General features: G+C 62.4%; 27 protein-coding genes. 16 read left to right on the top strand and 11 right to left on the bottom strand.

Going from position 1 to position 24,595, the window contains the following annotated elements; translation table 11 throughout:
• The 3 genes from ACI3KQ_RS10705 to ACI3KQ_RS10695 form a co-directional block, all read left to right on the top strand.
• Positions 1-529: AMP-binding enzyme (locus ACI3KQ_RS10705; RefSeq protein WP_404957404.1), on the top strand; the 529-nt coding region annotated here is incomplete at its 5' end.
• A 41-nt stretch (positions 530-570) separates the two neighbouring features.
• Positions 571-1,104, top strand: a complete 534-nt coding sequence (gene msrA / locus ACI3KQ_RS10700) for a peptide-methionine (S)-S-oxide reductase MsrA (protein WP_404957403.1) — start codon at positions 571-573, stop codon at positions 1,102-1,104.
• A 96-nt stretch (positions 1,105-1,200) separates the two neighbouring features.
• Positions 1,201-1,464 carry a hypothetical protein gene (locus ACI3KQ_RS10695; RefSeq protein WP_404957401.1) on the top strand — a complete coding sequence of 88 codons (264 nt, stop codon included), beginning with the start codon at positions 1,201-1,203 and terminating at the stop codon, positions 1,462-1,464.
• A 33-nt stretch (positions 1,465-1,497) separates the two neighbouring features.
• Here ACI3KQ_RS10695 and ACI3KQ_RS10690 read toward each other — a convergent pair whose 3' ends face one another.
• Positions 1,498-2,451, bottom strand: coding sequence for an L-threonylcarbamoyladenylate synthase (locus ACI3KQ_RS10690; RefSeq protein WP_404957399.1), 954 nt, complete (start codon positions 2,449-2,451; stop codon positions 1,498-1,500).
• Positions 2,452-2,560: 109 nt separating this feature from the next.
• Between ACI3KQ_RS10690 and ACI3KQ_RS10685 the strand changes: the two genes are divergently transcribed.
• Positions 2,561-3,379 (top strand): ATP-binding protein, encoded by an 819-nt coding sequence (locus tag ACI3KQ_RS10685; protein ID WP_404957397.1) that lies wholly within the window; start codon positions 2,561-2,563, stop codon positions 3,377-3,379.
• A gap of 28 nt (positions 3,380-3,407) precedes the next feature.
• Here ACI3KQ_RS10685 and ACI3KQ_RS10680 read toward each other — a convergent pair whose 3' ends face one another.
• Positions 3,408-4,736: a PQQ-dependent sugar dehydrogenase gene (locus tag ACI3KQ_RS10680; RefSeq protein ID WP_404957396.1), complete on the bottom strand. Its 1,329-nt coding sequence runs from the start codon at positions 4,734-4,736 to the stop codon at positions 3,408-3,410.
• A gap of 59 nt (positions 4,737-4,795) precedes the next feature.
• Entirely contained in the window at positions 4,796-4,969 is a 174-nt protein-coding gene (locus tag ACI3KQ_RS10675) for a hypothetical protein (RefSeq protein ID WP_404957394.1), read from the bottom strand.
• Between the two features lie 218 nt (positions 4,970-5,187).
• Here ACI3KQ_RS10675 and ACI3KQ_RS10670 point away from each other — a divergent pair, with 218 nt between their 5' ends.
• Positions 5,188-5,397, top strand: coding sequence for a hypothetical protein (locus tag ACI3KQ_RS10670; RefSeq protein ID WP_208404885.1), 210 nt, complete (start codon positions 5,188-5,190; stop codon positions 5,395-5,397).
• Positions 5,398-5,409: 12 nt separating this feature from the next.
• Here ACI3KQ_RS10670 and argC read toward each other — a convergent pair whose 3' ends face one another.
• Genes argC through ACI3KQ_RS10650 form a run of 4 tightly spaced genes read right to left on the bottom strand, consistent with a single transcriptional unit; the run spans position 5,410 to position 9,085 of the window.
• Positions 5,410-6,354, bottom strand: coding sequence for an N-acetyl-gamma-glutamyl-phosphate reductase (argC, locus tag ACI3KQ_RS10665; protein ID WP_404957392.1), 945 nt, complete (start codon positions 6,352-6,354; stop codon positions 5,410-5,412).
• A complete protein-coding gene (locus ACI3KQ_RS10660) occupies positions 6,351-7,259 on the bottom strand; it encodes an NlpC/P60 family protein (RefSeq protein ID WP_404957390.1) in 909 nt (302 codons plus the stop codon). The genes argC and ACI3KQ_RS10660 overlap by 4 nt, the downstream gene beginning before the upstream one ends.
• A complete protein-coding gene (locus tag ACI3KQ_RS10655) occupies positions 7,219-7,626 on the bottom strand; it encodes a MarR family transcriptional regulator (RefSeq protein WP_404957389.1) in 408 nt (135 codons plus the stop codon). Before ACI3KQ_RS10655 ends, ACI3KQ_RS10660 begins: the two co-directional genes overlap by 41 nt.
• 55 nt (positions 7,627-7,681) lie before the next feature.
• A complete protein-coding gene (locus ACI3KQ_RS10650) occupies positions 7,682-9,085 on the bottom strand; it encodes a leucyl aminopeptidase family protein (RefSeq protein ID WP_404957387.1) in 1,404 nt (467 codons plus the stop codon).
• Positions 9,086-9,223: 138 nt separating this feature from the next.
• Between ACI3KQ_RS10650 and ACI3KQ_RS10645 the strand changes: the two genes are divergently transcribed.
• Both ACI3KQ_RS10645 and ACI3KQ_RS10640 read left to right on the top strand, forming a co-directional pair.
• Positions 9,224-9,424, top strand: coding sequence for a hypothetical protein (locus ACI3KQ_RS10645; RefSeq protein ID WP_404957386.1), 201 nt, complete (start codon positions 9,224-9,226; stop codon positions 9,422-9,424).
• A complete protein-coding gene (locus ACI3KQ_RS10640) occupies positions 9,424-10,266 on the top strand; it encodes a DUF4163 domain-containing protein (protein WP_404957384.1) in 843 nt (280 codons plus the stop codon). The genes ACI3KQ_RS10645 and ACI3KQ_RS10640 overlap by 1 nt, the downstream gene beginning before the upstream one ends.
• A 4-nt stretch (positions 10,267-10,270) precedes the next feature.
• Here ACI3KQ_RS10640 and rimO read toward each other — a convergent pair whose 3' ends face one another.
• From rimO to serS, 3 genes are all read right to left on the bottom strand, one after another.
• Complete coding sequence (gene rimO / locus ACI3KQ_RS10635; protein WP_404957382.1) at positions 10,271-11,656, bottom strand: 30S ribosomal protein S12 methylthiotransferase RimO; 1,386 nt, start codon at positions 11,654-11,656, stop codon at positions 10,271-10,273.
• A gap of 46 nt (positions 11,657-11,702) precedes the next feature.
• Positions 11,703-12,728, bottom strand: coding sequence for a potassium channel family protein (locus ACI3KQ_RS10630; RefSeq protein ID WP_404957431.1), 1,026 nt, complete (start codon positions 12,726-12,728; stop codon positions 11,703-11,705).
• A 137-nt stretch (positions 12,729-12,865) separates the two neighbouring features.
• On the bottom strand, positions 12,866-14,143 hold the full coding sequence (gene serS, locus ACI3KQ_RS10625; RefSeq protein ID WP_404957380.1) for a serine--tRNA ligase: 1,278 nt from the start codon (positions 14,141-14,143) through the stop codon (positions 12,866-12,868).
• A 90-nt stretch (positions 14,144-14,233) separates the two neighbouring features.
• Between serS and ACI3KQ_RS10620 the strand changes: the two genes are divergently transcribed.
• The 5 genes from ACI3KQ_RS10620 to ACI3KQ_RS10600 all read left to right on the top strand — a co-directional run bounded on the left by ACI3KQ_RS10620 (position 14,234) and on the right by ACI3KQ_RS10600 (position 16,984).
• A complete protein-coding gene (locus tag ACI3KQ_RS10620) occupies positions 14,234-14,671 on the top strand; it encodes a host attachment family protein (protein ID WP_404957379.1) in 438 nt (145 codons plus the stop codon).
• A gap of 56 nt (positions 14,672-14,727) precedes the next feature.
• Positions 14,728-15,000 (top strand): hypothetical protein, encoded by a 273-nt coding sequence (locus tag ACI3KQ_RS10615; RefSeq protein ID WP_404957377.1) that lies wholly within the window; start codon positions 14,728-14,730, stop codon positions 14,998-15,000.
• 123 nt (positions 15,001-15,123) lie between these two features.
• A complete protein-coding gene (locus ACI3KQ_RS10610) occupies positions 15,124-15,531 on the top strand; it encodes a hypothetical protein (RefSeq protein WP_404957375.1) in 408 nt (135 codons plus the stop codon).
• Between the two features lie 562 nt (positions 15,532-16,093).
• Complete coding sequence (gene dksA, locus ACI3KQ_RS10605) at positions 16,094-16,558, top strand: RNA polymerase-binding protein DksA (RefSeq protein ID WP_404957373.1); 465 nt, start codon at positions 16,094-16,096, stop codon at positions 16,556-16,558.
• A gap of 60 nt (positions 16,559-16,618) precedes the next feature.
• Entirely contained in the window at positions 16,619-16,984 is a 366-nt protein-coding gene (locus tag ACI3KQ_RS10600) for a PilZ domain-containing protein (RefSeq protein WP_404957430.1), read from the top strand.
• A gap of 120 nt (positions 16,985-17,104) precedes the next feature.
• Here the strand turns inward: ACI3KQ_RS10600 and ACI3KQ_RS10595 are convergent, their stop codons facing one another.
• Positions 17,105-17,263 (bottom strand): YdcH family protein, encoded by a 159-nt coding sequence (locus tag ACI3KQ_RS10595; protein ID WP_404957371.1) that lies wholly within the window; start codon positions 17,261-17,263, stop codon positions 17,105-17,107.
• 190 nt (positions 17,264-17,453) lie between these two features.
• On the opposite strand from ACI3KQ_RS10595, the gene ACI3KQ_RS10590 reads away from it, so the two are divergent.
• The 4 genes from ACI3KQ_RS10590 (at position 17,454) to ACI3KQ_RS10575 (ending at position 24,559) form a co-directional block, all read left to right on the top strand.
• Positions 17,454-17,633 carry a YdcH family protein gene (locus ACI3KQ_RS10590; RefSeq protein WP_404957428.1) on the top strand — a complete coding sequence of 60 codons (180 nt, stop codon included), beginning with the start codon at positions 17,454-17,456 and terminating at the stop codon, positions 17,631-17,633.
• Between the two features lie 120 nt (positions 17,634-17,753).
• Entirely contained in the window at positions 17,754-18,233 is a 480-nt protein-coding gene (locus ACI3KQ_RS10585) for a DUF1465 family protein (RefSeq protein ID WP_404957369.1), read from the top strand.
• A gap of 72 nt (positions 18,234-18,305) precedes the next feature.
• Positions 18,306-20,372 (top strand): autotransporter assembly complex family protein, encoded by a 2,067-nt coding sequence (locus ACI3KQ_RS10580; protein WP_404957368.1) that lies wholly within the window; start codon positions 18,306-18,308, stop codon positions 20,370-20,372.
• Complete coding sequence (locus ACI3KQ_RS10575) at positions 20,372-24,559, top strand: translocation/assembly module TamB domain-containing protein (protein WP_404957366.1); 4,188 nt, start codon at positions 20,372-20,374, stop codon at positions 24,557-24,559. The genes ACI3KQ_RS10580 and ACI3KQ_RS10575 overlap by 1 nt, the downstream gene beginning before the upstream one ends.
• The last annotated feature ends 36 nt before the right edge of the window (positions 24,560-24,595 follow it).

The following is a 24,595-nucleotide window of genomic DNA, read 5'->3' as shown; positions in this document are numbered from 1 at the left end:
GTCCCGCCCGCCCCCGCCGGGCGAACCGGGCGAACTGGTTTTCGCCGGACCGCAGATCATGAAGGGCTATTGGCAGCGGCCCGACGCGGACAAGGATGTTTTTCTGGACGGTGGCTGGCTGCGTACTGGCGACGTCGGCGTCATCGACGCGGACGGATATGTAAAGATCGTCGACCGCCTGAAGGACATGATCTCGGTCGGCGGGTTCAAGGTGTTCCCCAGCGAAGTGGAGGCGATCCTTTATCATCATGAAGCAGTAAAAGAGGCGCTGGTGATCGGCATACCGGATGCCTATCGCGGCGAATGTCCCAAGGCGTTTGTCACGCTTCGAGACGGCGTTGGCATCGACGGCGACGCGCTCAAGCAATGGCTCAATCCGCAGTTGGGCAAGCATGAAAGGGTTTGCGACGTCGAAGTGCGGCTGACCCTGCCCAAGACACTGGTGGGCAAATTGTCCCGCAAGGAACTGGTGGCGGAAGAACGGGAAAAGGCGGAAAGATTGTCCCGCCAGTCTGGAAGCGCAGCCTGATCCTTCCTATGTCTGCCGCCAATCAGGATAAGGAATGTTCGATGGCGGCGGAAATCGCGACCCTGGCTGGCGGCTGTTTCTGGTGCACGGAGGCGGTTTACCAGAATCTGAAAGGCGTTCAGTCGGTCGAGAGCGGCTATATCGGCGGAAACAACGCCAATCCCACCTATGAGCAGGTTTGTTCCGGGACGACGGGCCATGCCGAAGCGATACGCATCACTTATGATCCTGCCATGATCAGCTATGCCGACCTGCTCGACATTTTCTTCGCCACCCATGACCCGACGACCCTGAACCGACAGGGCAATGATGTGGGGACGCAATATCGTTCCGCAATTTTCCCGCACTCCGACGAACAGGAAGCTGAAGCGAAGGCAGGGATCGCGCGGGCGCAGGGCGACTATGGCAGCCCGATCGTCACCACGATCGAACCGGACGCGCCCTGGTATCCGGCGGAAGATTATCATCAGAAATATTGGGAGCGGGTAGGGGATCGCAATCCCTATTGCATGGCGGTCATCCCCCCCAAACTGGCAAAATTGCGCAAGGGCTTTGGGGATCGCATCAGCGGCTGAACCCTTGCCCAACCGGCGACCTGTGGAGGATTTTCCGCGGCTTAGGCTTTGGTTCATCTTGCCCATGCCATGGCTGGGGCTGTAAGGGGTCAGGCAATGCATAAAATCTGTCTTATAGGTGCGCCGGTGGCGATGTTGTTGTTGCCGGGGTGTATCGCCAAGACGGCCCTTGACGTCGCGACCATGCCGGTTCGCGCAGGCGCTCAAGCTGCTGACTGGGCAACCACGAGTCAGGACGAGGCGGATCGTAACTATGGCCGCCGCATGCGTGAGCAGGAAGCGCGTGACGCGCGTGAACAGAAAAAGGCTGAAAAACAACGCCGCCGCGAATGTCGCCGTGCCGGATATGATAACTGCTGATCGCTGACGTCGGCAATCAAGGGCAGGCTGGTTTTAGGCCGCCGCTCTACGCAGCCTGTCGTTGATCGCAGCGCCAATGCCGTCGCCGGGAATGGGAGCCACCGCGATCCGCGCGGCGGCGCTGGCGTCCGCCAGATGGAGCGCGGCGAACAGGTTGGCCGCTGCTTCCCCAACGTCAGCTTCCGCGCTCAGGTTCATGTGACAGGGCATCAGGCCAAAACCGATCAGATATTCGTCCTTTTCCGCGTTCAGGGCATTCAGGCGAACGGGTTTGGAGGGGGCATAATGGCTTTCCAACTGTCCTGGAGCCTCGATCTTGGCATCCGTGCCGCTGATCACCGGCAGGCCAGTTGCTTCCTCCAACATGGCTGCAGTGACCGGGCCGGGGCGCAGCAGGCGGATGCGATCCTGCTCCGGTGCGGCGATGGTCGATTCCAGGCCTTCACTGGTCGGGCCTTCATCCAGGATCAGCCGGATTTTGCCGTTCAGGCTGGCAAGGACATGGTCCGCCCGCGTTGGGCTGATCGATCCGCTGCGGTTCGCGGATGGCGCGGCCAATGGGCGACCGCTTTCACGGATCAACGCCCGCATCGCGGGATGGGCGGGCAGGCGTAGCGCCACCGTGGGCAGTCCCGCCATGACCAGAGGGGACAATCCGCTATCTTCGCGGACCGGTAACACCATCGTCAGAGCGCCGGGCCAGAATCGGTCAGCCAGCCCGTTCGCGCTGGGCGAAAACAGCGCAAGCCCTTGCGCCATTTCCCGGTCGGCAACATGAACGATCAAAGGATTGAAACTGGGCCTTCCCTTCGCGGCATATATGGCGGCCACCGCATTGGAATCGGTGGCGTCGGCTGCCAGTCCGTAAACCGTTTCGGTGGGAACGGCGACGGGCTCGCCCGCACGGATAAGCAGCGCCGCTTCACGTAGCGCTTCGGCGTCGTAGCGGCATATTTTGGTGGAAAAGATTGGGTTTGAGATGGTCACGACCCCCGCGATATATAGGCCCCCGTCATTGAGTAAAAGGCCATTGCTACATGGGAATGACAGATTTCCTGCGCTTGCCCGGTTGGTGGGGCAGGGGTAAGCCGGTCGCATGAATGACGCCCTATTGACCCGCATCGCCGACGCTTTGGAGCGGATCGCGCCGCCGCCATTGTCCAGCGCAGACCTTGCCACAGGTCCCGCCTATGTCTGGAATGGATCGACCATCGACGCGGTCGATGCGTTCAGCCCGGTCGATTATGCATTGTTGACCGGCATCGATACGCAAAAGCAGACGTTGCTGGACAATACGCGCCGTCATGCCGCCGGGCATGCCGCCCATGACGTCCTGCTTTGGGGGGCGAGGGGCACGGGCAAATCCGCCGTCGTCGCGGCTGTAGTGCGCAAGCTGCAACAGGAAGGGCAGGACATCGCGTTGCTGCAATGCGCGATCGACGAACTGGCCAGCCTGCCGCGCCTGTTTTCCATCCTTCGGGAAGCCCGGCGGCCCTTCATCCTGTTTCTGGATGACCTTGGCTTCGATGAGAATGGCGTGGGCGACGCCAGGTCGTTGCGGTCGCTGCTTCAGGGCGGCACCGCCGCTCGCCCGGCCAATGTCCGCCTGTATGTGACGTCCAACCGCCGTCACATCGTCCCCCGGCATCTTTCCGAACAGGACGACCCCGTCAATCCGCGCGATGTGGTGGATGACAAGATGGCGCTGTCGGATCGGTTCGGGCTGAGCCTTGGTTTTCACGCCATGGACCAGCAAGCCTATGTCGACATCGTTTCGGGCTACGCGGCAAGCCTTGGCCTTAGCTTCGATCCGCTGGAGGCGATCCAATGGGCGACTCAGCGGGGCAGCCGGTCAGGCCGCGTGGCCTGGCAATATGTTGTCGAGCTTGCCGGGCGGAACGGCATGGCGGTCTGATCACGTCGGTCGAAAACGGGGCGAAACTCTATTTCGCGCCCGTGACGCGCCATACGATCCCGGCCACATCGTCGGTCACCAGCAGCGCGCCCTTGGCGTCCGCGGTGACATCCACTGGCCGTCCGCGCGCATCGCCGTCCCCATTCAGAAAGCCGGTCAATATGTCGATCGGCTTGGCGCGGCTGGCTTCACCATCGGCGGCGAAGGGCACGAAGACGACTTTGTAACCAGCCGCCGGTTTACGATTCCAGCTGCCATGCAAGCCGACGAACGCGCCGTTCTGGAAAGGCGCGCCCAGCTTCACCTTGTCGGCGAAAGCCAAGCCCAGCGGCGCGACATGATTGCCCAGCGCATAGTCGGGCCGCTTGGTATATTCACGAACTTCCGGCCGCTGCGGCTGTACCCGGCGATCTTCATAGCCGCCCCAATAATTCCATGGCCAGCCATAGAAGGCACCGAATTCGATCCGGGTGAGATAATCCGGCACCAGATCGCTGCCCAGCATGTCCCGTTCGTTGACGACGCCCCAGAGCGCGCCGCTATTAGGTTCGAAGGCGAGGCCCACAGGATTGCGCAGGCCCGAAGCAAAGATGCGATAGTCGCCGGTCTTGGGGTCGACCTCCAGCACGGCGGCGCGATTTACTTCGCTGCCCAGGCCATTTTCGCCGATATTGCTGTTCGATCCGATGCCAACATACAGAAGGCCGGTCGGGCCTGCGGCCAGGCTTTTGGTCCAATGTTGATTGGGCGCCTGCGCGGGCAGGTTCAGGATTTTGCGGCCCTTCGCTGCTATCCGGGTCTCACCTGTCTTGTAGGGAAAGGCCAGCAACGCATCGGTGTTCGCGACGTAGAGCGTGTCACCGACCAGCGCCATGCCGTAGGGCGAGTTGAGGCCGGTGAGGAATGCGGTCTTCACTTCGGCCCGGCCATCTCCATCGGCGTCGCGCAGCAGGCTGATGCGATTGGCCGACGGCACGCCCGCACCCGCCTTGTCCATCAGATAGCCCATGACGCGGTCCACGATCCCGCCGACCGGCCGGGGCGGGCTGTTGGTTTCGGCGACTAATATGTCCCCGTTGGGCAGCGTCAGCATCGATCGCGGATGGGCCAGTCCTTCGGCGAAACGTGCAACCGTCAGGCCCTTGGCCGGGACGGGTTTTTCGCCCGCTCGCCATGGCACCACTTCGGCGACGTTGATCGTGGGAAAAATTTCAGTGCGGGGGGAGGTGAGGACCGGCTCCCGCCCGGTGTCCGCTCCGGCAGCCAGCTTGGCCGTATCACCCCGTGCGAAGTAGAAGACGACGCCCGCGATGAGGGCCAGCACGATAAGGCTGATGGCGATCAGATGCTTTTTCATGGTCCCTGTCTATGCTGCCAGCCACTGCCGGGCAAGAAGAGGGAGGGCCGAAAGCTGTCCTATTTTCCACGTTCCCAAAGCCAGAGCAGCAATGCGACCAGCGCGCCCAGCACCGCACCTGCAATCAGCCCGGCGCTAGGTTGGCCGATCAGTCCGCCCACGATCGTGCCGCCCAGGATCAGCAATGCGATGAAGGCGCCTGCGCCTGTTGGGTTCTTTTTGCCTTTGGTCATGTTGCGTCAGCCTTGCCACGCGAAAAGCGGTGACGCCAGCGCCTTATGCCGCGTCACTTTGAAACGCATCGCGTCCCGTTGCGGGATGGTTGTATCGGTTCGGGACTTGGATAACCGCCTGTTCACCTTCGTGACCGGCTGGCGGCCATCAGAATGGCAAAGTGGCACGGGGATTGAAAGGCTTGGCCTGACGGCGGGACGCAGTGCGGGGGGTTCAAATGCAGGTGCCATATCTTTCGGATCGAAAGAGCTACGAGGATGCCGCCGAACTCATTGCGACCTTTGGCGTCAATGCGGGCTATGAAGCGTCTGCACGTGCCGACCGAAGCCGGGACCTGGGCAACCACATCCATTTCTGCCGCTGGCGCCAGATCGAACGGTTGATCGTGCTGCTGACGCAGGACGCGCCCGCAGGCACTGTCCACTGACGGGCCAGAGCGTCAGAGGCGCAGGCCCGCTGTTTCCGGCAACCCCGCCAGAATGTTGAGGTTCTGGACAGCCGCGCCAGCCGCGCCCTTGCCCAGATTGTCCAGCGCCGCGACCAGCCGCACCTGACCGGTCTGTTCATTGCCGAATATGAACAGGGCCAGCCTGTCGGTGGCGCCCACCTGCTCCAGGCTTATTTGGGTCATGGCATTGGCGTCTGCCAACGGCGCGACCTGCACGACTGCCGACCCTTCATAGGCTTTCGTCATCGCTGCATGGATGTCAGCCACCGTAGGCGCGCCCGGCATGGCGTGCAACTGTAGCGGTACTTCCACGATCATGCCGCGATAGGCGTTTGCGACTGCCGGTGCGAACAAGGGCGGATGCTGCAAGCCGGAATAAAGCTGCATTTCCGGGCCATGCTTGTGCGCCAGGCCAAGGCCATAGGGACGAAAAGCGCTGGGCGCTCCGTTCGGGCCTTCAAACTCGGCGATCATAGCTTTGCCGCCGCCCGAATATCCCGATGCGCCCGATACCGTCACCGGCCAGTCGGCAGGCAGCAGCCCGCCAAGCACAAGGGGACGCACCAGCGCCAGAAAGCCGGTGGGCCAGCAGCCGGGATTGGCCACGAACCGCGACTGCGCCAGCTTTTCGCGATGCCCCGGCTCCAGTTCGGGAAAGCCATAGGTCCAGCCGTCAGCTACGCGATGAGCGGTGGACGCGTCGATCACTCGCGTGCGGTCGTTGTCGATCAGCGCCACGGCTTCGCGCGCAGCGTCGTCGGGCAGGCACAATATCACGATGTCGGCGGCGTTGAGCGCCTCTTTCCGCGCGCCCGCATCCTTCCGCCGATCCTCGTCCAGCGTCATCACCGACAATTCAGGGCGACCTGACAGCCGCTCCACGATTTCCAGGCCGGTGGTGCCGACGCCGCCGTCGATAAAGATATTGTGGGTCATGCGCTGATCCTCCGCCGCGCGATGATGGGCTGATCATGGCTTTCCGCCAAGCGCGCAACCACGTCCGCCAGCGGCTCGACTACCGCCGCCATCCAATGGGCGTTGGCATGCAGCAGATTGTCGCCATCGACCATGATGCCGACATGGCCAGGGAAGAAGATGAAGTCGCCACGCTGTAGCGCAGCATCGCCCGGCAGCGGCGACCCGATCCCGTCGCGTTGCAGGTCCGTGTCGCGCGGTGCCTTGATGCCGCACTGGCCCAGCGCGACCTGCACCAGGCCCGAACAATCGACCCCCCTATGGCCCCGTCCGCCCCATACATAGGGTTGGCCGAGATAACGGAGCGCCACCGCGACCCAATCGCTTTCCAGCGCGTCGGCGGCCACCGCGTGCCGATGATGGACATAGCCGTCACTGCACATCAGGAAATCGCCCTGCGCCTCTGCGCCGAACAATGCGCCGCCCGGCCAGTAATCGACGATCGACGCCTTTATGTCGGGTGCGCTGAACAGCGGGGCGGTTCCGGCGAAAATGCGGTGGCTCGTCTGTTCGCGGGTATCCAGTGCGTCGCGGCGCACATAGCCGACATAACCGTCGTGGCCACAAAAGCCCCATGTCCAGTCCGTCGTCACGTCCAGCGCGTGAAAACTCTCGCCGCGCAGCAGTTCACTCACCGCAGTTGCGGTCCCCGACGGCGCGGACAGGATGGGAGCGCCAGGCACTACGCAGGTCAGTTCGACGGCGCGGGCATAATGAGCGGAAAAAAGGACGCCTGCCAGAGACACGTCCGCCAAATCTCCGCGAGCCGCATGAATGCGGCTGTCGAGCTTAACGGAACGGCCTTCCAGTTTGAAACGGGTGCGTTCAGGCGGTGCGTTCCGCGGAGGGGTATTCATTGCTTTCATCGCGGCCGGTTCCTGCGATGAAATGGTGAAAGGCGTCAAGAAATTCCGCGCCTTTGGGCGTGCGAGTGATGAAAATATTCCGCCGGTCAGCCGCATCCCGCTCCCGTCGAAGATAGCCCAGCGCCGACAGCTTGTTTAGCGCGCGCGTGATTACCGGCTTGGAAACATTCAATGCTTCCGCCAGACCGCGCACCGTATGGGGACCTGCGCTGATATAAACGGTCATCATCAGCGCCATCTGGCGGTTGGTCAGGTCCGGCTTTCCCGACCGGACATAATCCACCAGCGTCCGCATCCATTGGCCGAGCTGCTTCAGGCCGGGACGGGTCAGCTCAGCGGCCATCTCGGGGGAGGATGTGGCGTTCATGCCCCCCTAACGCACAATGGCCAATGCGGTTGCGTAACGGACCAGTCCGAACCGATCATTTCTGCGCTGCTGCACCGTAACGTCGTTGCAAAAGATGGAAAACCGACCGCAGGCCAAGCGCCTCTCCGCCCTTCGGGCGTCCGGGGCGCGGGGTTGGACGCCATGCGAAAGTGTCCAGATGCATCCATTTCGTGTCTTCGGGCACAAAGCGCTTTAGGAACAGTGCGGCGGTGATCGCGCCGGCAAAGCCCCCTTCGCCAGCGTTGTTGATGTCGGCAATGTCCGATTTCAACATGTCGGCATAGCTGTCCCACAGGGGCAGTCGCCAGCTGGGATCGTCGGCCTCCTTGCCTGCATCCTCCATGTCCGTGGCCAGCCCGTCGTCATTGGTGAACAGGGCGGGCAGGTCCGGCCCCACCGCAACACGGGCCGCACCCGTCAATGTCGCATAATCGATGATCAGTTCAGGATGATCTTCGCCCGCCAGCGTCAGCGCATCGCCCAGGACCAGCCGTCCTTCGGCATCGGTATTGCCGATTTCCACCGTCAGCCCCTTGCGGCTGCGCAATATGTCGCCGGGGCGAAACGCGTTCGCGCCCACCGCATTTTCGGCGGCGGGTATCAACAGGTGCAGCCGCACCGGCAGTCGTGCGCCCATGATCAGGCGCGCAAGGGCCAGAGCATGAGCAGCCCCGCCCATGTCCTTCTTCATCAGCCGCATCGCGGACGAAGGCTTGATGTCCAGCCCGCCGCTGTCGAAACATATGCCCTTGCCGATCACCGCCAGACGCGGGTGGGCAGGATCGCCCCAGCGCAATTCGATCAGGCGCGGCGCAAAATCCTTGCCAGCGGCGCGCCCGACGGCGTGGATCATCGGAAAGCCCTGTTCCAGCACATCGCCCCGCGTCACGGTCATGCTGGCGTCAAATTCTTCCGCAACGGCGCGTACGGCATCCTCCAGTTGAGAAGGGCCCATGTCAGCGGCAGGCGTATTCACCAGATCGCGGACCAGTGCGACCGCCTGCGCGAGCCTGACCTGCCCGTCGATTTTCGCCACTTCTTCGGTCAACAGGACGCGGGGGCCAATCGCGGCCTCATCCTTGCGATAGCGGTCAAAACGATATTGCGCCGTCATCCAGCCCAGCGCGGCAGGGCCAGCATGGCCTTGCGCGAGGCGATAATGGCCTTCAGGCAATATCTCCGCCAGCTTGGCAAGGCACCAGGCGGAAAGGTTCGCCTGGTTCGCTACGCCCGCGACCACCGACCAATCCCCCGGTCCTTCGCCCGGAATGATCGCATGTTCATAGCCTTTGCCGCTAAATTTCTGGGCCGCGACAATCGTCCGCACGCGATCGGGTTGCGTCGCGAGCCATGGTTCAAAGCCAGTCGCGTCCACGATCTGGATCATATGCGCGGGTTGATTGTTGTCCGCTTTGAGCAGTTCGGCAAATTCGGTCATGTCCATGACTCTGAACAATGGCAGCAATGTTGGAAAGCGCAATTTTCGTCCCTGGTCAGGCTCATTCCGGCTGGCCGCCCTTTGCTAAATGGGCTGGCGGGTTTAGACTGAATTCAACGGCAAAAAAGGAGAGAAGCGATGATGCATAGCGAAGATGGCCGCCTTCAGGCGCTTCGTGCCCGCGCTTATGTGCTGGCTGAAAGCGGGCGCTATGACGGTGCTCATGCAGTCGAACGGGCTTTGGTGGCGGAAGGTTGGCCCAATGCGGGCTTGGCCCTTCAAAGCAGCTATACGCGCAAGGCTATCAGCGAACGTTGTCTGGCGGCTAAAGCGCATTGATGTCGGTATCGATGTGGCGAACAGGGCCGTTCTTGGGAGCGGTCCTGCTGCTTTGCGCCTGCTCGTCCGCTGACACTGTCGAAGTCTCCAATCAGGATGACGCCGCCGACGTCGCCGCCACCAATTTCCTCAATCGCATGGCCGGAGCGGAAGAGGAGCGCGCTGCTCCCGCCGAGCCGTTCGAAGAATCGAACAAGACCGAGGTGCTGGAATTTCTCTATGCATGGCCCGCGCAGGTGTCAGCCGTACCTGACCTGACGGCCAAGTTGCGCAAGGATATGACCGAGGGCAAGGCGGACGCGCTGAAAATGGCGGAGCAGGACAGGAAGTCCGCCCGTGAATCAGGCTTTCCCTTTCACACGCACAGCCTGGAAACCCGCTGGACCGTAAGCGCGGACACGCCCCGGTTCCTGGCGCTACAATCGTCGACCTACAGCTATACCGGCGGCGCGCACGGGATGACCGGCTACAAGGCGTTGCTGTGGGACAAGGCCCGACGCCGAGAAACCAGTTTTCAGGCGCTCATGACCTCACCCGAAGCCTTTGCAGACGCGATCCATGATCGTTTCTGCACCGGGCTGGACAAGGCGCGAGCCGTGAAGCGCGGCGGGCCGGTCGCACCGCGCGGCGATGATCCCTTCTCCGGCTGCATCGATCCGATGAAGGAGGTGCTGACCCTCACGTCAAAGGACGGCAAGCTGATCGAGGGCGTGACCGTGGTGATCGGCCCCTACAGCGCCGGTCCCTATTCGGAGGGCAGCTACGAAGTGTTCCTGCCCGTGGATGCGGCCATGCGGAAAACGATCAAGACCGAATATCAGGACGCCTTCGTCACCCGATAGCGGATCAGGCGTCGGCGGGCACGCCATACAGGTCGTGCTCGTCGGCGTCCTCGATCAGTGCGTTGAATATGTCGCCGGTCTTCCGTCCTTCGCCCACGTCGCGCAGGAAGACATTGCCGTCGATTTCCGGTGCGTCAGCCTGACTGCGCCCGGTAGCGCCGATGGCGCCATCTTCATCCGCTTCGCCCACTTCATCCAGTATCACCGGAAGTACGCGACCGACCTTTGCGCTCAGCTTGGCGGCGCTGATCGCGGCGGTCTTTTCCATGATGCGCTGGTAGCGTTCTTCCTTGACCTCTTCGGGCACAGCGCCCGGCAAGTCGTTGGCGGCGGCGCCTTCGACCGGTTCGAACCGGAATGCGCCCACACGGTCGAGTTGCGCTTCGTCCAGCCAGTCCAGCAAATATTGGAAATCCTGCTCCGTCTCGCCGGGAAAGCCGACCACGAAAGACGATCGGATGGCGATATCCGGGCAGATCGACCGCCAGTTGCGGATGCGATCCAGCACCTTGGCTTCGTTGGCGGGCCGCTTCATCGCTTTCAGCACATTGGGGGAGGCGTGCTGGAAGGGGATGTCGAGATAAGGGGTCAGCAGCCCTTGCGCCATCAGCGGAATGACATGGTCCACATGCGGATAGGGGTAGACATAGTGCAACCGCACCCATGGCGAAATGCCATCCGCGGTGCGCAGCTGCCCAAGTTCGCGCGCCAGGTCGGTCATGTGAGCGCGAACATCCCGCCCCTTCCACGACCGTGTTTCATGCCGGTTGTCGACGCCATAGGCCGACGTGTCCTGGCTGATGACCAGCAGCTCCTTCGTCCCGGCATGGACCAGCTTTTCCGCTTCACGCAGCACTGCATCCACACGCCGCGACACCAGGTCGCCCCGGATCGAAGGGATGATGCAGAAGGAACAGCGATGGTTGCAGCCTTCTGAAATCTTCAGATAGCTGTAATGGCGGGGCGTCAGTTTCAGGCCGCCTTCTGGCACCAGATCGACAAAGGCGTTGGGCACGGGTGGCGATGCTTCGTGCACCGCGTTCACCACCGCCTCATATTGATGCGCGCCGGTCACGGCCAGCACCTGCGGGAATTTCTGGCGGATCATCTCCGCCTCATTGCCCATGCAGCCGGTGACGATGACACGGCCATTTTCGGCGATCGCCTCGCCAATCGCCTCCAGCGACTCCTCCTTCGCCGAATCGAGGAAGCCGCAGGTGTTCACCAGCACGACGTCAGCGCCGGCATAGTCGGCGGACATCTGATAGCCGTCGGACCGCAGCTTTGTCAGGATGCGTTCGCTGTCGACCAGTGCCTTGGGACAGCCCAGCGACACCATGCCGACCTTCGGCGCTTCGGGAATTTTGGTTGCCATGATCGGCGCGCACATAGGGTTTTTTGCGCGCTATGTCACCAAAGCCTTTGTTGCGCCGGATTCAGGCGGGATTGTGCGCCTGATCATGCTCGACCCCAGCCACGATCTCAATGATCATGTCGCCATTGTGCAACTGGGCCGCTTCGGGTTCCCAGAAACCGATCACCCGGCCGCCGCGATAGATGCGCACGCCCAGCCCCGTCCGTATCGCCGACAAAGGCTGGCCGACTTCCTCCGCCAGCACGCAGCGTTCGTGCAGCCGCACCCGGCCACCGGTCGCGGCAAGGTCGGCCATATAGTCGGCGATATGCGGCCCGCTCGTGCTTCCGGCCAGCAACAGTCCGGCAAAGCTGACGGGATTGATCACCGTCGTTGCCCCCGCCTGGCGAGCGGGCAGTTCATTGTCTTCGTTGCGCACCACGATGCTGATGGGAAGGTGCGGGGCCAGATGTCGCGCGGTCAGCGTGATCAGGATGGACGTGTCGTCGCGTCCGGCTGAAACGATCATCGTCCGGGCGCGATGGACCGCTACGTCCTTGAGTGTCTTGTCGCGTGTTGAATCACCGCACAGGACATTGCAGCCCAGCTCTTCGGCCTTCGCCAGCGCCTTTTCTTCAGGGTCGACGACCACGATTTCACGCGGGTTCACGCCGCGCGCCAGCAATTCGTTGACGGCTTCGCTGCCGCTGGTGCCAAAACCTGTCACGATGATGTGATTATGAAGATCGGCCTGAATGCGAGCCATGCGCCACCTGTAAAGGATGTTGCGGAAAAACAGATGATAGGCCGTTCCCAGAAAGATCAGCCAAACGAACAACCGGATCGGCGTCACCAGCAATGCTTCGAACAGCCGCGCTTCCGGGCTGACGGGCACGATATCGCCATAGCCCACGGTCGTCACCGTGACCGTGGTGAAATAAAGGACATCGATAAAGCTGATATGGTTGTCCAGATTGTCCTTCAGACCATCGCGACCGATCCAGTGCAGGACAAGCACCAGCGCGATGAGGCCCAGGACCAGGGCCACGCGCCAGGCCATGTCCGCCCAGACCGGCATGGAAGACCGCCGTCGCAGGAAACCCGCCATGCCGAGTGGGGGGCGCAGGGGCGTGATCCTCACCCGTGGCAGGTCCGTGCGGGGTTGATGCGCGATCGGGAGCATTGGAAGTCGGAAAATCCTGACATCGCGGTCACTCCAGGGCAGCGCATCTTGGGACTCCTGATTTAGCGGGGTTCCAGCCGAACAATCCCGCCCATATAGGGCTTGAGCGCTTCGGGAACGATGACGCTGCCATCTTCCTGCTGGTAATTTTCCAGCACCGCGACCAGCGTCCGACCGACCGCCAGTCCCGATCCGTTGAGCGTATGCAGAAAGCGCGTCTGCTTTTCACCTTCTGGCCGATAGCGCGCGTTCATCCGCCGCGCCTGAAAATCACCGCAGTTGGAGATGGAGCTGATTTCGCGATAGGTCTTTTGGCTCGGCAGCCACACTTCCAGATCATAGGTCTTGGCGGCAGCAAAGCCCATGTCGCCGGTGCACAGAAGCACCCTGCGATAGGGTAGTTCCAGCGCTTGCAGGATACCCTCTGCCGCTGCACACATGCGTTCAAGCTCAGCTTCCGACTCATCCGGGGCGCAGATGGTGACCAGTTCGACCTTTTCAAACTGGTGCTGGCGGATGAAACCGCGCGTGTCACGGCCCGCCGATCCCGCTTCGGACCGGAAGCAGGGCGTCAGCGCGGTGAAGCGCAGGGGCAGGGCGGTTGTCGCCACGATCTGGTCGCGCACCAGGTTGGTCAGGCTGACCTCGGCGGTGGGGATGAGCCAGCGGCCATCCGTCGTGCGGAACAGATCGTCGGCGAATTTCGGCAACTGGCCGGTGCCGAACAGGGCTTCGTCGCGCACCAGCAGCGGTGGGTTTACTTCCTCATAGCCATTGTCGCTGGTCTGACGATCCAGCATGAATTGGGCCAGCGCGCGATGCAGCCGCGCCATCTGTCCGCGCAACGCCGCAAAGCGCGCGCCTGACAAAGCCGCCGCGCCTTCAAAATCCAGGCCCAGCGCGGGACCGAAATCGGCATGATCCTGCGGCGCGAAGGCGAAGTCGCGGGGAACGCCCCATTTTGCCACTTCGACATTGTCCGCTTCGTCCGCGCCCTGCGGCACATCGGATGCGGGCAGATTGGGCAGGGCAGCCAACAGGGTCTGCATCTGTTCATCCAGCGCCCGGTCGTCATTCTCCAGCGCAGGCATGCGGTCCTTCAACGCCGCGACCTCCGCCTTCAGCGCATCCGCCTGGGCCACATCCTTTGCGGCCATCGCCTGTCCGATGGCCTTGCTCAGTTCATTGCGGCGAGCCTGACCCTGCTGCAATTCGGTCTTGATCGCGCGACTGCGTTCATCGAGCGACAAAATCTCCGCACTTTGCGCAGTGAGGCCGCGCAGGGCGAGGCCCGCATCGAAGGCGTCGGGGTTTTCACGGATGAAGCGGATGTCGTGCATGGGTCAGCCCTATGCCGTTCCGCGTTGAACCGCGCAACCCTGCGCTCTCCCGTCCGTTGACCGAAAGCAAACCCAGGAAAGGAAGCTGCGATGTGGATCGATCATGGTGCGATGGTTTTGGTTGCCGATGGGCGCAAGATGCTGTTCTTTCGGAACAAGGGTGACCGATTTGCACCCAATCTGGAAGCGGAAAGCGTGAAGACGCAGGACAATCCGTTCGACCGCGAACAGTCAACCGACATGTCGGGCCGGGCGCCTTCTACTAATGGCGGCCAGGCGACCATGGGCAAGACCGACTATCATGAGCAGGAGGAAGCGCGCTTCGCCGCGGAGGCGAGCGACATGCTCAAGCAGCGGGCACTGGCGAATGATTTCGAAAAGCTGATCGTCGTTGCGCCGCCCAACGCCCTTGGTGAAATGCGCAAACATTATCACAAGGAAGTGCAAAACCGGCTGGTGGGTGAAATCGCCAAGGATCTGGCGAACCACCCGGTTCCTGAGATTGAGCGGATCATCGCCCAAAGCTGAAACGAAACGACATACGAAAAAAAGGGGCGGCGCCGCGAAGGAGCCGCCCCGTTTTTGTGAGCCCTGTTCAGGCCGTCTTGGCTTTGCGTTCGGCAAAGCGCCGACGCGCCACCAGCGCTACCGCTGCTGCGCCGAACAGCAGGACCATGGGCGGCGCGGGAACGTCGGTGCCTCCGGTGCTGGTCGAACTGCCGCCAGAGCTGCTCGAAGAACTGGATGACGAACTGCTGGACGACGTGGACGAGCTGGTGCTGCCAAAGCTGGATGAACTCGAAGAGCCGCCCGACGAGCTGGAAGAGCTGCTCCCGCTGCTCCCGCTCGATCCATGAGGTTTCCCGCCGGAGCTGCTGGAAGAGGAGCTGGAGGACGACGAGGACGAACTGGAGCTGGAACTGGAGGACGAGGAACTGCTCGTCACATTTCCGCTCGAAGTCGACACATTGCCGCTGGAAGTGGAAACGTTACCGCTGGAGGTCGACACATTGCCGCTCGACGTAGAAACGCCGCCGGTCGAAGTGGAGACACCACCGGTTGAAGTCGAAACGCCACCCGTCGTCGAACTGGTGGAACTGCTGATGCCCCCCGTCGAACTGCTGGTGGAGGAAATCACGACCGATCCACCGCTGCTGCCGCCGCCGCTACCGCCGAAGAAGCCACCGACAAAACCGCCGCCTCCGAAACCGGGACCGCCCGCCATCATGATTGGCCCACCGCCACCGCCGGACATCACCGGCATCTCGCTCGCCACCAGTGGAGGAGGCAGGGGCACGGGTGGAGCCTGGGTGGTGACAGAGATTGTCTGCGGGGCGCAGGCGGTTACAGTCTTCACCACCTTGCGCTTCACGGGCCGGGCGGCATAACGCCGGGGCGCGGCCTTGACGCTCTTTGTGCTCTGGACCCCTGCCGGTCGTGCGCTTTCAGCGACATGGACCGCGCCGCCGCCGATAAGGGCGCCGCCGCAGGTGCAGGCGCATAATTTAGCCAATGCCATCCGTACCGACATAGTGATCCACTCTTGTTTGTCTTCCTGTCGTTCAGACCAATCACCGCATGTCGGTGGCCGCTGAATGACAATCGCCTTCATGTAAAAAGGCAAAAGAACATGTTAACTTCAATGGCGTTAACTCTGATTATCGGGGTCACGTCGAGAGAAATTGTTGGAATGCCTCAATCACTATGGTTAACGTCCCATAGTGGAACGGCCCGCGGATCCACCTTTAGCTGGTTTTCGGCCGCCGCCTCTTTTGACAAGCAGGATCGCTGTGTTCCGGTCCCAGACGGGTCGGTGGGTGGTCCAGCGGCGTTTCTTTGATTGGAATGGGCGCTTGTGTCGCCTCGCGCCGCTGGCTATTAGGCGCGCTCAATCATAAGTCACGGCTCCCAAAGCAAAATGCAAAGGGGCCTATCGAGTCGGAGAGCCAGATGGCATCGGTCCTTAATTCCGATAATGACGGCCAAAATCCGCCAAAATCGGCTATATCCCTTCCCGCCGATTATCGACCTTCGCCTGACGAAGAGTTTATGAATCCCCTGCAGCTTGAATATTTCCGGCAGCGGCTGTGGGACTGGAAAAAGCAGATATTGACGGAGGCCGAGGGCACTCTGGCGGTTCTTCAGAACGAACCATTGCGTGAACCCGACCTCAATGACCGCGCGTCGAGCGAAACCGACTGGTCCATCGAGCTGCGCACCCGCGATCGCCAGCGCAAGCTGATTTCCAAGATCGACGCGGCGCTGCGGCGCATCGATGACGGCGAATATGGCTATTGCGAAGTGACCGGCGAACCCATTTCCCTGGGTCGTCTGGAAGCCCGGCCAATCGCCACCATGACGGTGGAAGCGCAGGAACGGCACGAGCGTCAGGAAAAGGTATCTCGCGACGATTAACCCTTTGTCCATCGACCCGTGGCAAGCCGTTGGAAACAGTGGGCATCGCAAGGGTTGATGATGGACAGCGAACAGGAATTGGGTGATCGGGGTCCGGCGCGGGCCGGGCCTAGGGACAGCCTGTTCCTGCTCACTACCCTCGAATCGACTGGCGGCGCTCCGTTGGGGCGCGCCCGCGTCCGTAATCTGTCTGCAACTGGCATGATGGCCGATTGCGAAAGACCTGTGCCGTCTGGCGTCGAGATTTTCATGGACCTGCGCGGTGTTGGCCGGGTGAAGGGCAAGGTCGTATGGGCGCGCGGGGACAAGATCGGCATTGCCTTCGACCGCGAAATCGACCCGCAGTTGGCGCGCAAGCCGGTCTCCGCCGGTAACACGACTCAGTTCCATGCGACCCGACCGCAAGCGCGGCAGCTAAAGCGCTGACATTATGTTTGTCAGGCCTTATGGGCCGACAGGGGTGCGCTCGATAAGCGATGGATGGGCAGGCGATGGCAAAGGGCCGGACGGCTGTCGCGCCGATCCGACCCCATTGCCTATGCGGGCTTAATTCCCGACCGACATTTCCTCTTTCAGCCGCAATTTCTGCTTTTTGAGCGAGGCGACAAGGATCGCATCAGGCATGGGCCGACTCGACTCCGCCTTTATGCGTGCCTCAAGCCCTGCATGTTTGGCCGAAAGTGCTGAAATGTGGCTATTTTCCATGACGTTCTCCTTGTGAAGGTGATGGACGAACGAGTAAATCATGATTCCGCTGCTTTGTCCCTAAGGCTGCATCGCTTTGCGACCGGATGGGCGAAAATTTGCGATGGTCCGATGACCCCGGCCAAGCTATCAGAGGCCTTCGGAAAAGCATGGCCTGGAAAGAGGGTGCGGATTGAGCCGGGAAGACATTATGCGTCGGCTGGAGTTGCTGCGAATCGAGCATAGGGATCTCGACCGCGCCATCGATGCATTGGTCGGCACCGGGGCGAGCGACCAGATGCAGGTGGCACGGCTGAAAAAGCGCAAGCTGCGCCTTCGCGATGAAATCGCCGTGCTGGAAGACGCGCTGATCCCCGACATCATCGCCTGAATCCCCGCCAATGCGGCATTCGTGGTTAATATCATGGCTGATCGGCCCTGAATGGGACAAGCTGGGAGATGGGCGCCACGCGGGCCTGACAAGGCGAATCTTTTATGTCAGGAATGAAGCATGTCTCCTGCGCTTTTCCTTGATCGTGGCCTTCACCGGCGACTGGTCGACGGCCTCTACCTGGAGGCCATGGTCATGGCGGATGAAGCGCGTGCCTATTTCGACCAGCGCGAAACGGAAGAGGGGGAAATGGACGATCCGCTGCGCCGGGTGTCCTTCGCATGCGAATCGCTCAAGGTGACGACCCGGCTCATGCACGTGATCGCCTGGCTGTTGAGCCAACGGGCATGGCAGAGGGGTGAGATTGCGGACGCCGACCTTGCCGATGAAAAATACCGCCTGGGTCGCGCGGCCAGCACCGAAGCAGATGTGGCTTTGGCCTTTCCCTTTGCTGCGCGCGCCCTGATCGAAGCCAGCCAGGAATTATATGACCGGGTCTCCAGGCTGCAGGACAGCATGGACAGGATGGCGCGCCCACCGGCTCAGCAGGCGGCGAACCCAGCGCGCGCATTGATGGATCGGCTGAACCTGGCATTTTGAGCGGTACGTCGTTCAGGCTCGCCGCACGATCCGCTCTGGCGCTCCCCTGCCCATATGGGCTAGATCATTGATATGAACACCGGTTTGCGGAACAACTGCCGCACTTCAGGCACTCCGCAAGCTGCCCGGCTGCTATTGGTGCCGTTGCTGCTGCTATCGTGGCCTGAAGCGCAGGCGCAGAGCGTTGCTCCGCCCGCTGTGGTTGCCGACGATCAACAGATGCCGCTCGACCCCATGCCCGATATCGGGGTCGCCTGGCCCGATCTGGATCAGCCCGACAGCGTCGACCCATTTCCTGCCGATGACATGGCTGACATCCCGGCCGATGACGGTCCCGCCGTGGCGGATGAAGGCGCAACGCCAGTGGAGGCGCAGGCCGCATCAGCCGCCATCAGTCCTCCCGGGGACTTCGCCGACCCGATCAAGGAAAGCCGCTATACCCTGCAGTTGAAGGGCGTGGAGCAGATCGCCGACGCGCAGTTCGACGCCCGCTTCCGCGACCTGTCGGTTTTGCGGCAGGGCGAAGACAAGTCGGCCAATCTGGCGCAGATCAACCGACGCATCGCGGAAGATACGGCGTTGCTGGACCGGCTGCTGCGCGCCAAGGGCTATTATGCGGCCCGCATTCGCTCGTCCGTCGCGCCCGCGGGCGAAGATCGCCTGTCGGTCACGTTCCAGATAGTGCCCGGAACGCTTTACCTGCTGTCCAGCGTGGATCTGGAGGGGCTGTCGGCCGCCGGTGAACGCGAGGCGAAGTTGCGAGCCGCTTTTCCGCTGAAACCCGGCGATGCAGTCGACGCCGATGCAATCCTGTCCGGGCAGGCGGACCTGGCGGTTGCGCTGGCCGAAAATGGCTTTCCCTTCGCAAAGGTTGGTGAGCCGCAAGTCCATATCGATCATGAAGAGCGCAAGGGCGATCTGGACATAGTCGTGACCCCCGGCGCCTATCGGACCTTCGGGTCCATATTATTGGCGAATGACAAGCTGTTCAGTGCCGACCACGTCCAGCGCATCGCCCGTTTCCAGCCCGGCGATACCTATATGGCGTCCGACGTGGAGGATTTGCGCAGCGCGATCATCGCTACCGGCCTCGTATCCTCGGTCAGCCTGACCCGGAAGGATGCCGGCGACGGGGAGCATGTCGATCTGCTGGTCGACGTGCGGCCCGCTCCGCTGCGGACCATCGCCGGGCAATTGGGCTATGGCACCGGCGAAGGGTATCGCGCCGAAGTCAGCTGGCAGCATCGCAACCTGTTTCCCCCGGAAGGGGCCGTGACATTTCGCGGCGTGCTGGGCACGCAGGAGCAGACCGCTTCCGCGACCTATCGCCGCAACAATTTCCGTCGGCGCGATCATGTGCTGACCGGGCTGGTTTCGGTCAGCAACATCAAGCGCGACGCCTATGACGCTCGCACCATCACCCTGTCCGGTGCGATTGAGCGGCAGACCAACATATTGTTTCAAAAGAAATGGGTCTGGCGCGTCGGGGCCGAATTCATTGCATCGGATGAAAAGGACGCCTTCAGCGGGGGCAATCGGCGCACCTTCCTGATCGGGGCCGTCCCGCTCAGCCTTACCCATGATGGTAGCGACGACCTGCTCGATCCGACCAGGGGCTTTCGCCTCGGTGGTCGTTTAAGTCCCGAACTGTCCTTCCAGAACGGCACCTTCGGCTATGCCCGTGTCCAGCTGGACGGCAGCGTCTATCAACCGATGGGTGATCGTGTCGTGCTGGCGGCCCGCGCTCGCTTCGGGACTATATTGGGGTCGACCGTGGATCGCATCGCGCCGTCGCGGCGATTCTATGCAGGGGGCGGGGCTTCGGTGCGGGGCTATGGTTATCAGGCCATCGGCCCGCGCGATTCCGGCAACGATCCCATCGGCGGCAAGAGCCTGGCCGAATTTTCGCTGGAATCGCGGATAAGGTTCGGCAATTTCGGCGTGGTGCCGTTCGTGGATGCAGGCAATATCTCGACCAGTTTCGTGCCTCACTTTCGCGATTTGAGGATCGGGGCGGGCCTTGGACTGCGCTATTATAGCAGTTTCGGGCCGATCAGGGTCGACGTGGGCACACCGCTCAACCCGCAGGAAGGCGATCCCAAGGTCGCGGTCTACGTCTCGCTGGGCCAAGCCTTCTGATGGCGGAAGAACAGGCCCAGTCGCGGTCCCACCCGGCAACCGACCGCCGCCGCGCCTGGGATGGGCCGTGGCAGCGGTGGATCGCTGGGTTGCTTGCTTTGCTGCTACTGGTGGCGGTGGGCGCGCTGGTCTGGCTGGATACGCCGTCGGGCCACCGTTTCCTGATCTCGCGCATAGATCGCATCAGCCCGCCGTCGGGCCTGCACATTCGTGTCGATCGGATAGAAGGCAGCATCTATCGCCGCGCCGTGCTGCATGGCCTGACCCTGTCCGACCCGAAAGGCGCATTTCTGGATGCACCGCGCGTCGAACTGGACTGGTGGCCCTTTGCATGGCTGTCCAATCGGCTGGACATCGACCGCCTGGTCATTCCCGTCGCCACCCTGCATAAATTGCCCAAGCTCAATCCAAGCCAGCGCGAAGGCCCGATCCTTCCGGGTTTCGACATTCGCCTGATGCAGTTTTCAATCGATCGACTGATGATCGACAAAGGCGTGACGGGACGTGCGCGGCAGGCAACCATCTCCGGCGATGCTGACATTCGCGATCGTCACGCCGTGATCGATTTGTCGGCACGGTTGCTGGATGGCGACGACGCGCTGAACATCGCACTGGACAGCCGCCCGGACGACGATCGGTTCGACCTGGACGTCACCGTCAATGCACCCAAAGGCGGGGTGCTGGCGGCGATGGCTGGCCTCAGCCAGAACGCCAATCTGCGCATCCGGGGTCAGGGCAGCTGGACGCAGTGGGATGGTCGGCTGTCCGGCACATTGGACAGCAACCCCGCTGTGGATCTGCGACTGGCGGCGCGGGGCGGGGCTTATTCGGCAACGGGTTCGATTGAAGGATCGGCCATCGCAGGGCAAGGGCTTGTCCGCCGCCTGTCGGCCCCGCGGCTGGCGGTGAGCGCGAAGGGCGCCATGGCCAACCGGCGGATCGACGGCCTTGTTTCACTGCGCTCCGACGCGCTGGAACTTAGCGCGGATGGCGCGCTCGACCTGCGGAACAATGCGCTCGACAATGTGCTGGTCGACCTGAAACTGGCTCGCCCGCAAGCATTGCTGAAATCGATGCGCGGGCGCGATGTGACGGCGCGCATCCGTCTGGACGGGCCGTTCGCGGCCTTTGGCTATGAATATCTGCTGCGCGCCCGACAATTGGCGTTCGACCGCACCTTGATCAGCGACGTGCGCGCCGAAGGGAAGGGACGCAGGGCGAAGAATGGGCCTACGCTGATCCCGGTGCAGCTGAAGGCGCGGCGGCTGGATGGTCAGGGTGATCTGGTCGAAGGCATAGTGCGCAATTTTTCGCTGAACGGCGTGCTGCAAATCAAGGGGCAGCAGATCGTCAGCAATCCCATGTCGATCCGCTCGGACAAGCTGAACGGCAAGTTGCTGATGCTGGCCGACCTCAGGACTGGCCGTTACGATTTTGGATTGGACGGTGAAATCCGCGGTCTCGCCATTCGTGGGCTGGGCGTGGTGGACCTGGTGTCGCGGCTGCGCGCTGTGCCGGATGCGCGCGGTGCGTTCAGCCTTAGCGGCAATGCGGTGGCAAGGATGCGGCGGCTGGACAACAGCTTCCTTAGGTCGCTTGGCGGCGGACTTCCCACCTTACGAAGCGGGCTGTCCCTGGGGCCGGACGGGCGGCTGATTTTTTCCAACCTGTCGCTCGACGCGCCTTTGCTCAAACTGACTGCGCAGGGTTATCGCCTCCCCGATCGCAGCTTTCATTTCGAAGGCAGGGGCAGGCATGGCGCATATGGCCCACTGCGCCTGACGCTGGACGGCCGGATTGAGCGCCCGGCCATCGACTTGGTTCTTGCACGTCCCCTCGACGCCCTGGGCGTCACTAATCTGCATGCCCGCCTGACGCCCAGCGAACCGGGATATGATTTTGTTGCCGAAGGGGGGTCAGCCCTTGGCCCGTTCACCGGCAATGGTGCAATCCTTCTCCCGCCGAACGGACAGGCGGTGGTTCGGGTGGCGCAGCTCGCCGTGTCAGGCGTTACCGCTAGCGGAGACCTCCGCCCTGTGACTGGCGGGCTTGACGGAAGGCTGGTCGTGGCCGGGCCAGTCACAGGCTTCATCGCCTTTGCCCCAGTAAACGGTGCGCAGCAGCTTGTGCTGAAACTCGACGCGACCGACGCGAGCTTTGATGGCCCGGCAGTCATAGCCGTTCGGCGCGGCAAGCTGGACGCGACCGTCCTGCTCGATCCCGCAGGCGCATCCGTCAACGCCGCGCTGCAGGCGCGCGGCCTGCGCGTGGGCGGCATGTTGGTAGGTCGCATGACGGCCAACGCCGAAATGACCGGCGGGCGCGGCGTCGTCAGGGGCAGCCTGTCAGGCCAGCGGGGACGGCTGTTCGATCTTCAGGGGGAAGCGCAGGTCGAACCGGATCGCATCCGTCTGACCGCGAAGGGGACCGTCGACGCCCGGCCAATCCGCTTGACCCGCACAGCGCTTTTCACCCGGATCGACGGTGGATGGCGGCTCGCTCCGACGACCATCAGCTATGCGGGCGGTTCGCTGCAACTGGGCGGGGAATTGAGCGGAGCGACGACCAGGGTCGAAGCGCGGATGAACAAGCTGCCCCTCGCGCTTCTCGACATCGCCTATGATCATTTGGGTCTGGGCGGCACGACCACCGGAACCCTGACCTATGTTCATACGCGCGGCGGTTTGCCCAGCGGCAGGGGCGATCTGCGGGTGCGCGGCCTCACCCGTTCCGGCCTGTCGCTTAGTTCGCGGCCAGTCGATGCTGGCGTCAACATCATCCTGACTCAGGACCGGCTGGCGACCCGCATGGTTTTTGCCGCTGGCGGGCAAACGATCGGACGTGGGCAGGCGCTCCTGACCCCGCTCGGCAGTCAGGGTGGGCTGGTCGAACGGCTGAACAGCGCGCCCCTGTTCGCTCAACTGCGTTTCAAGGGCACGGCGGACACGCTCTGGCGGCTGACCGGGGTGGAAATTGTGGACATTTCCGGTCCGGTCAACATGTCAGCGGACGCGCGTGGCACCTTGGGCAATCCAGTCATTTCCGGTTCGCTTTCAACGGACAGTGCAGCCATTAACAGCCCTGTCACCGGTATGCGTCTGAATGCCGTCAAGGCGCGTGGGCGCTTTTCCGGGGCACAACTCGTCATCTCCGAATTTTCCGCCACCGCGCGCAATGGCGGGGCGGTGACCGGTGCGGGCAATTTCACCTTTGCCGGTATCGGCGGCGTGGCCATGGACCTGCGGCTTCAGGCGGATAACGCGGCTTTGCTCGAACGGGACGATATCGCGGCGACCGTGACCGGCCCGATCACGCTGCGGTCCGACGGGTCCACCGGCACGGTCGGCGGCGATCTGATCCTTAACCGCAGCCGGTTCACCATGGGTCGGGCCGCTGCCGTGGCGCAAATACCCGAATTGCGGGTTACCGAAACACGTCGCAACGGTGATGAAATAGAACGGCCCCGGACCAGCAGGCCGTGGGCGCTGGCGATCAAGGCAAGGGCGCGCGATCGCCTGACCGTCACCGGACTTGGCCTCGACAGCGAATGGCGCGCCAATCTGGACATTGGCGGCACAGTCGCTGCCCCTGCGATTTCGGGCAGGGCGGAACTGGTGCGGGGCGGCTATACCTTTGCGGGTCGGCGGTTCGAACTGCGGGAGGGCCGGATACAGTTCGACGGGCGCACGCCGGTGAACCCATCTCTGGACATCGATGCGGAAGCCGACGTCAACGACCTTACCGCGACGATCCATGTCGGGGGCACGGGCCTGAAACCCGATATCAGCTTCACCAGCATCCCCGCCTTGCCGCAGGATGAGCTATTGTCCCGCATCCTGTTCGGAACGTCCATCACCAACCTGTCCGCGCCGGAGGCATTGCAACTGGCGTCGGCCGTCGGTTCGCTTCAGGGTGAAGGCGGGCTGGACCCGATCAATGCCGTGCGCAAGGCGGCGGGGCTTGACCGGCTGCGGATCATCGCCGCCGATCCGACCCAGGGTCAGGGCACATCGCTGGCGGCGGGCAAATATCTGACCCGCAAAACCTATGTGGAATTGATCACCGACGGTCAGGGCTATTCCGCGACCCGCATAGAATATCAGGTAACACGCTGGCTTTCGCTGCTGGCGGCCATATCGACCATAGGACGTGAAAGCGCCAACGTTCGCATATCGAAGGATTATTGACCCGCCGCCTGAGGGCAGGTCAGCACGAACGTCTGT

The sequence above is a fragment of the Sphingobium sp. ZW T5_29 genome, from assembly GCF_044987515.1.
Taxonomy (GTDB): Bacteria; Pseudomonadota; Alphaproteobacteria; order Sphingomonadales; family Sphingomonadaceae; genus Sphingobium.
Note: the sequence above shows the minus strand (reverse complement) of the source record. Positions and strands in the feature narration are given on the sequence as shown.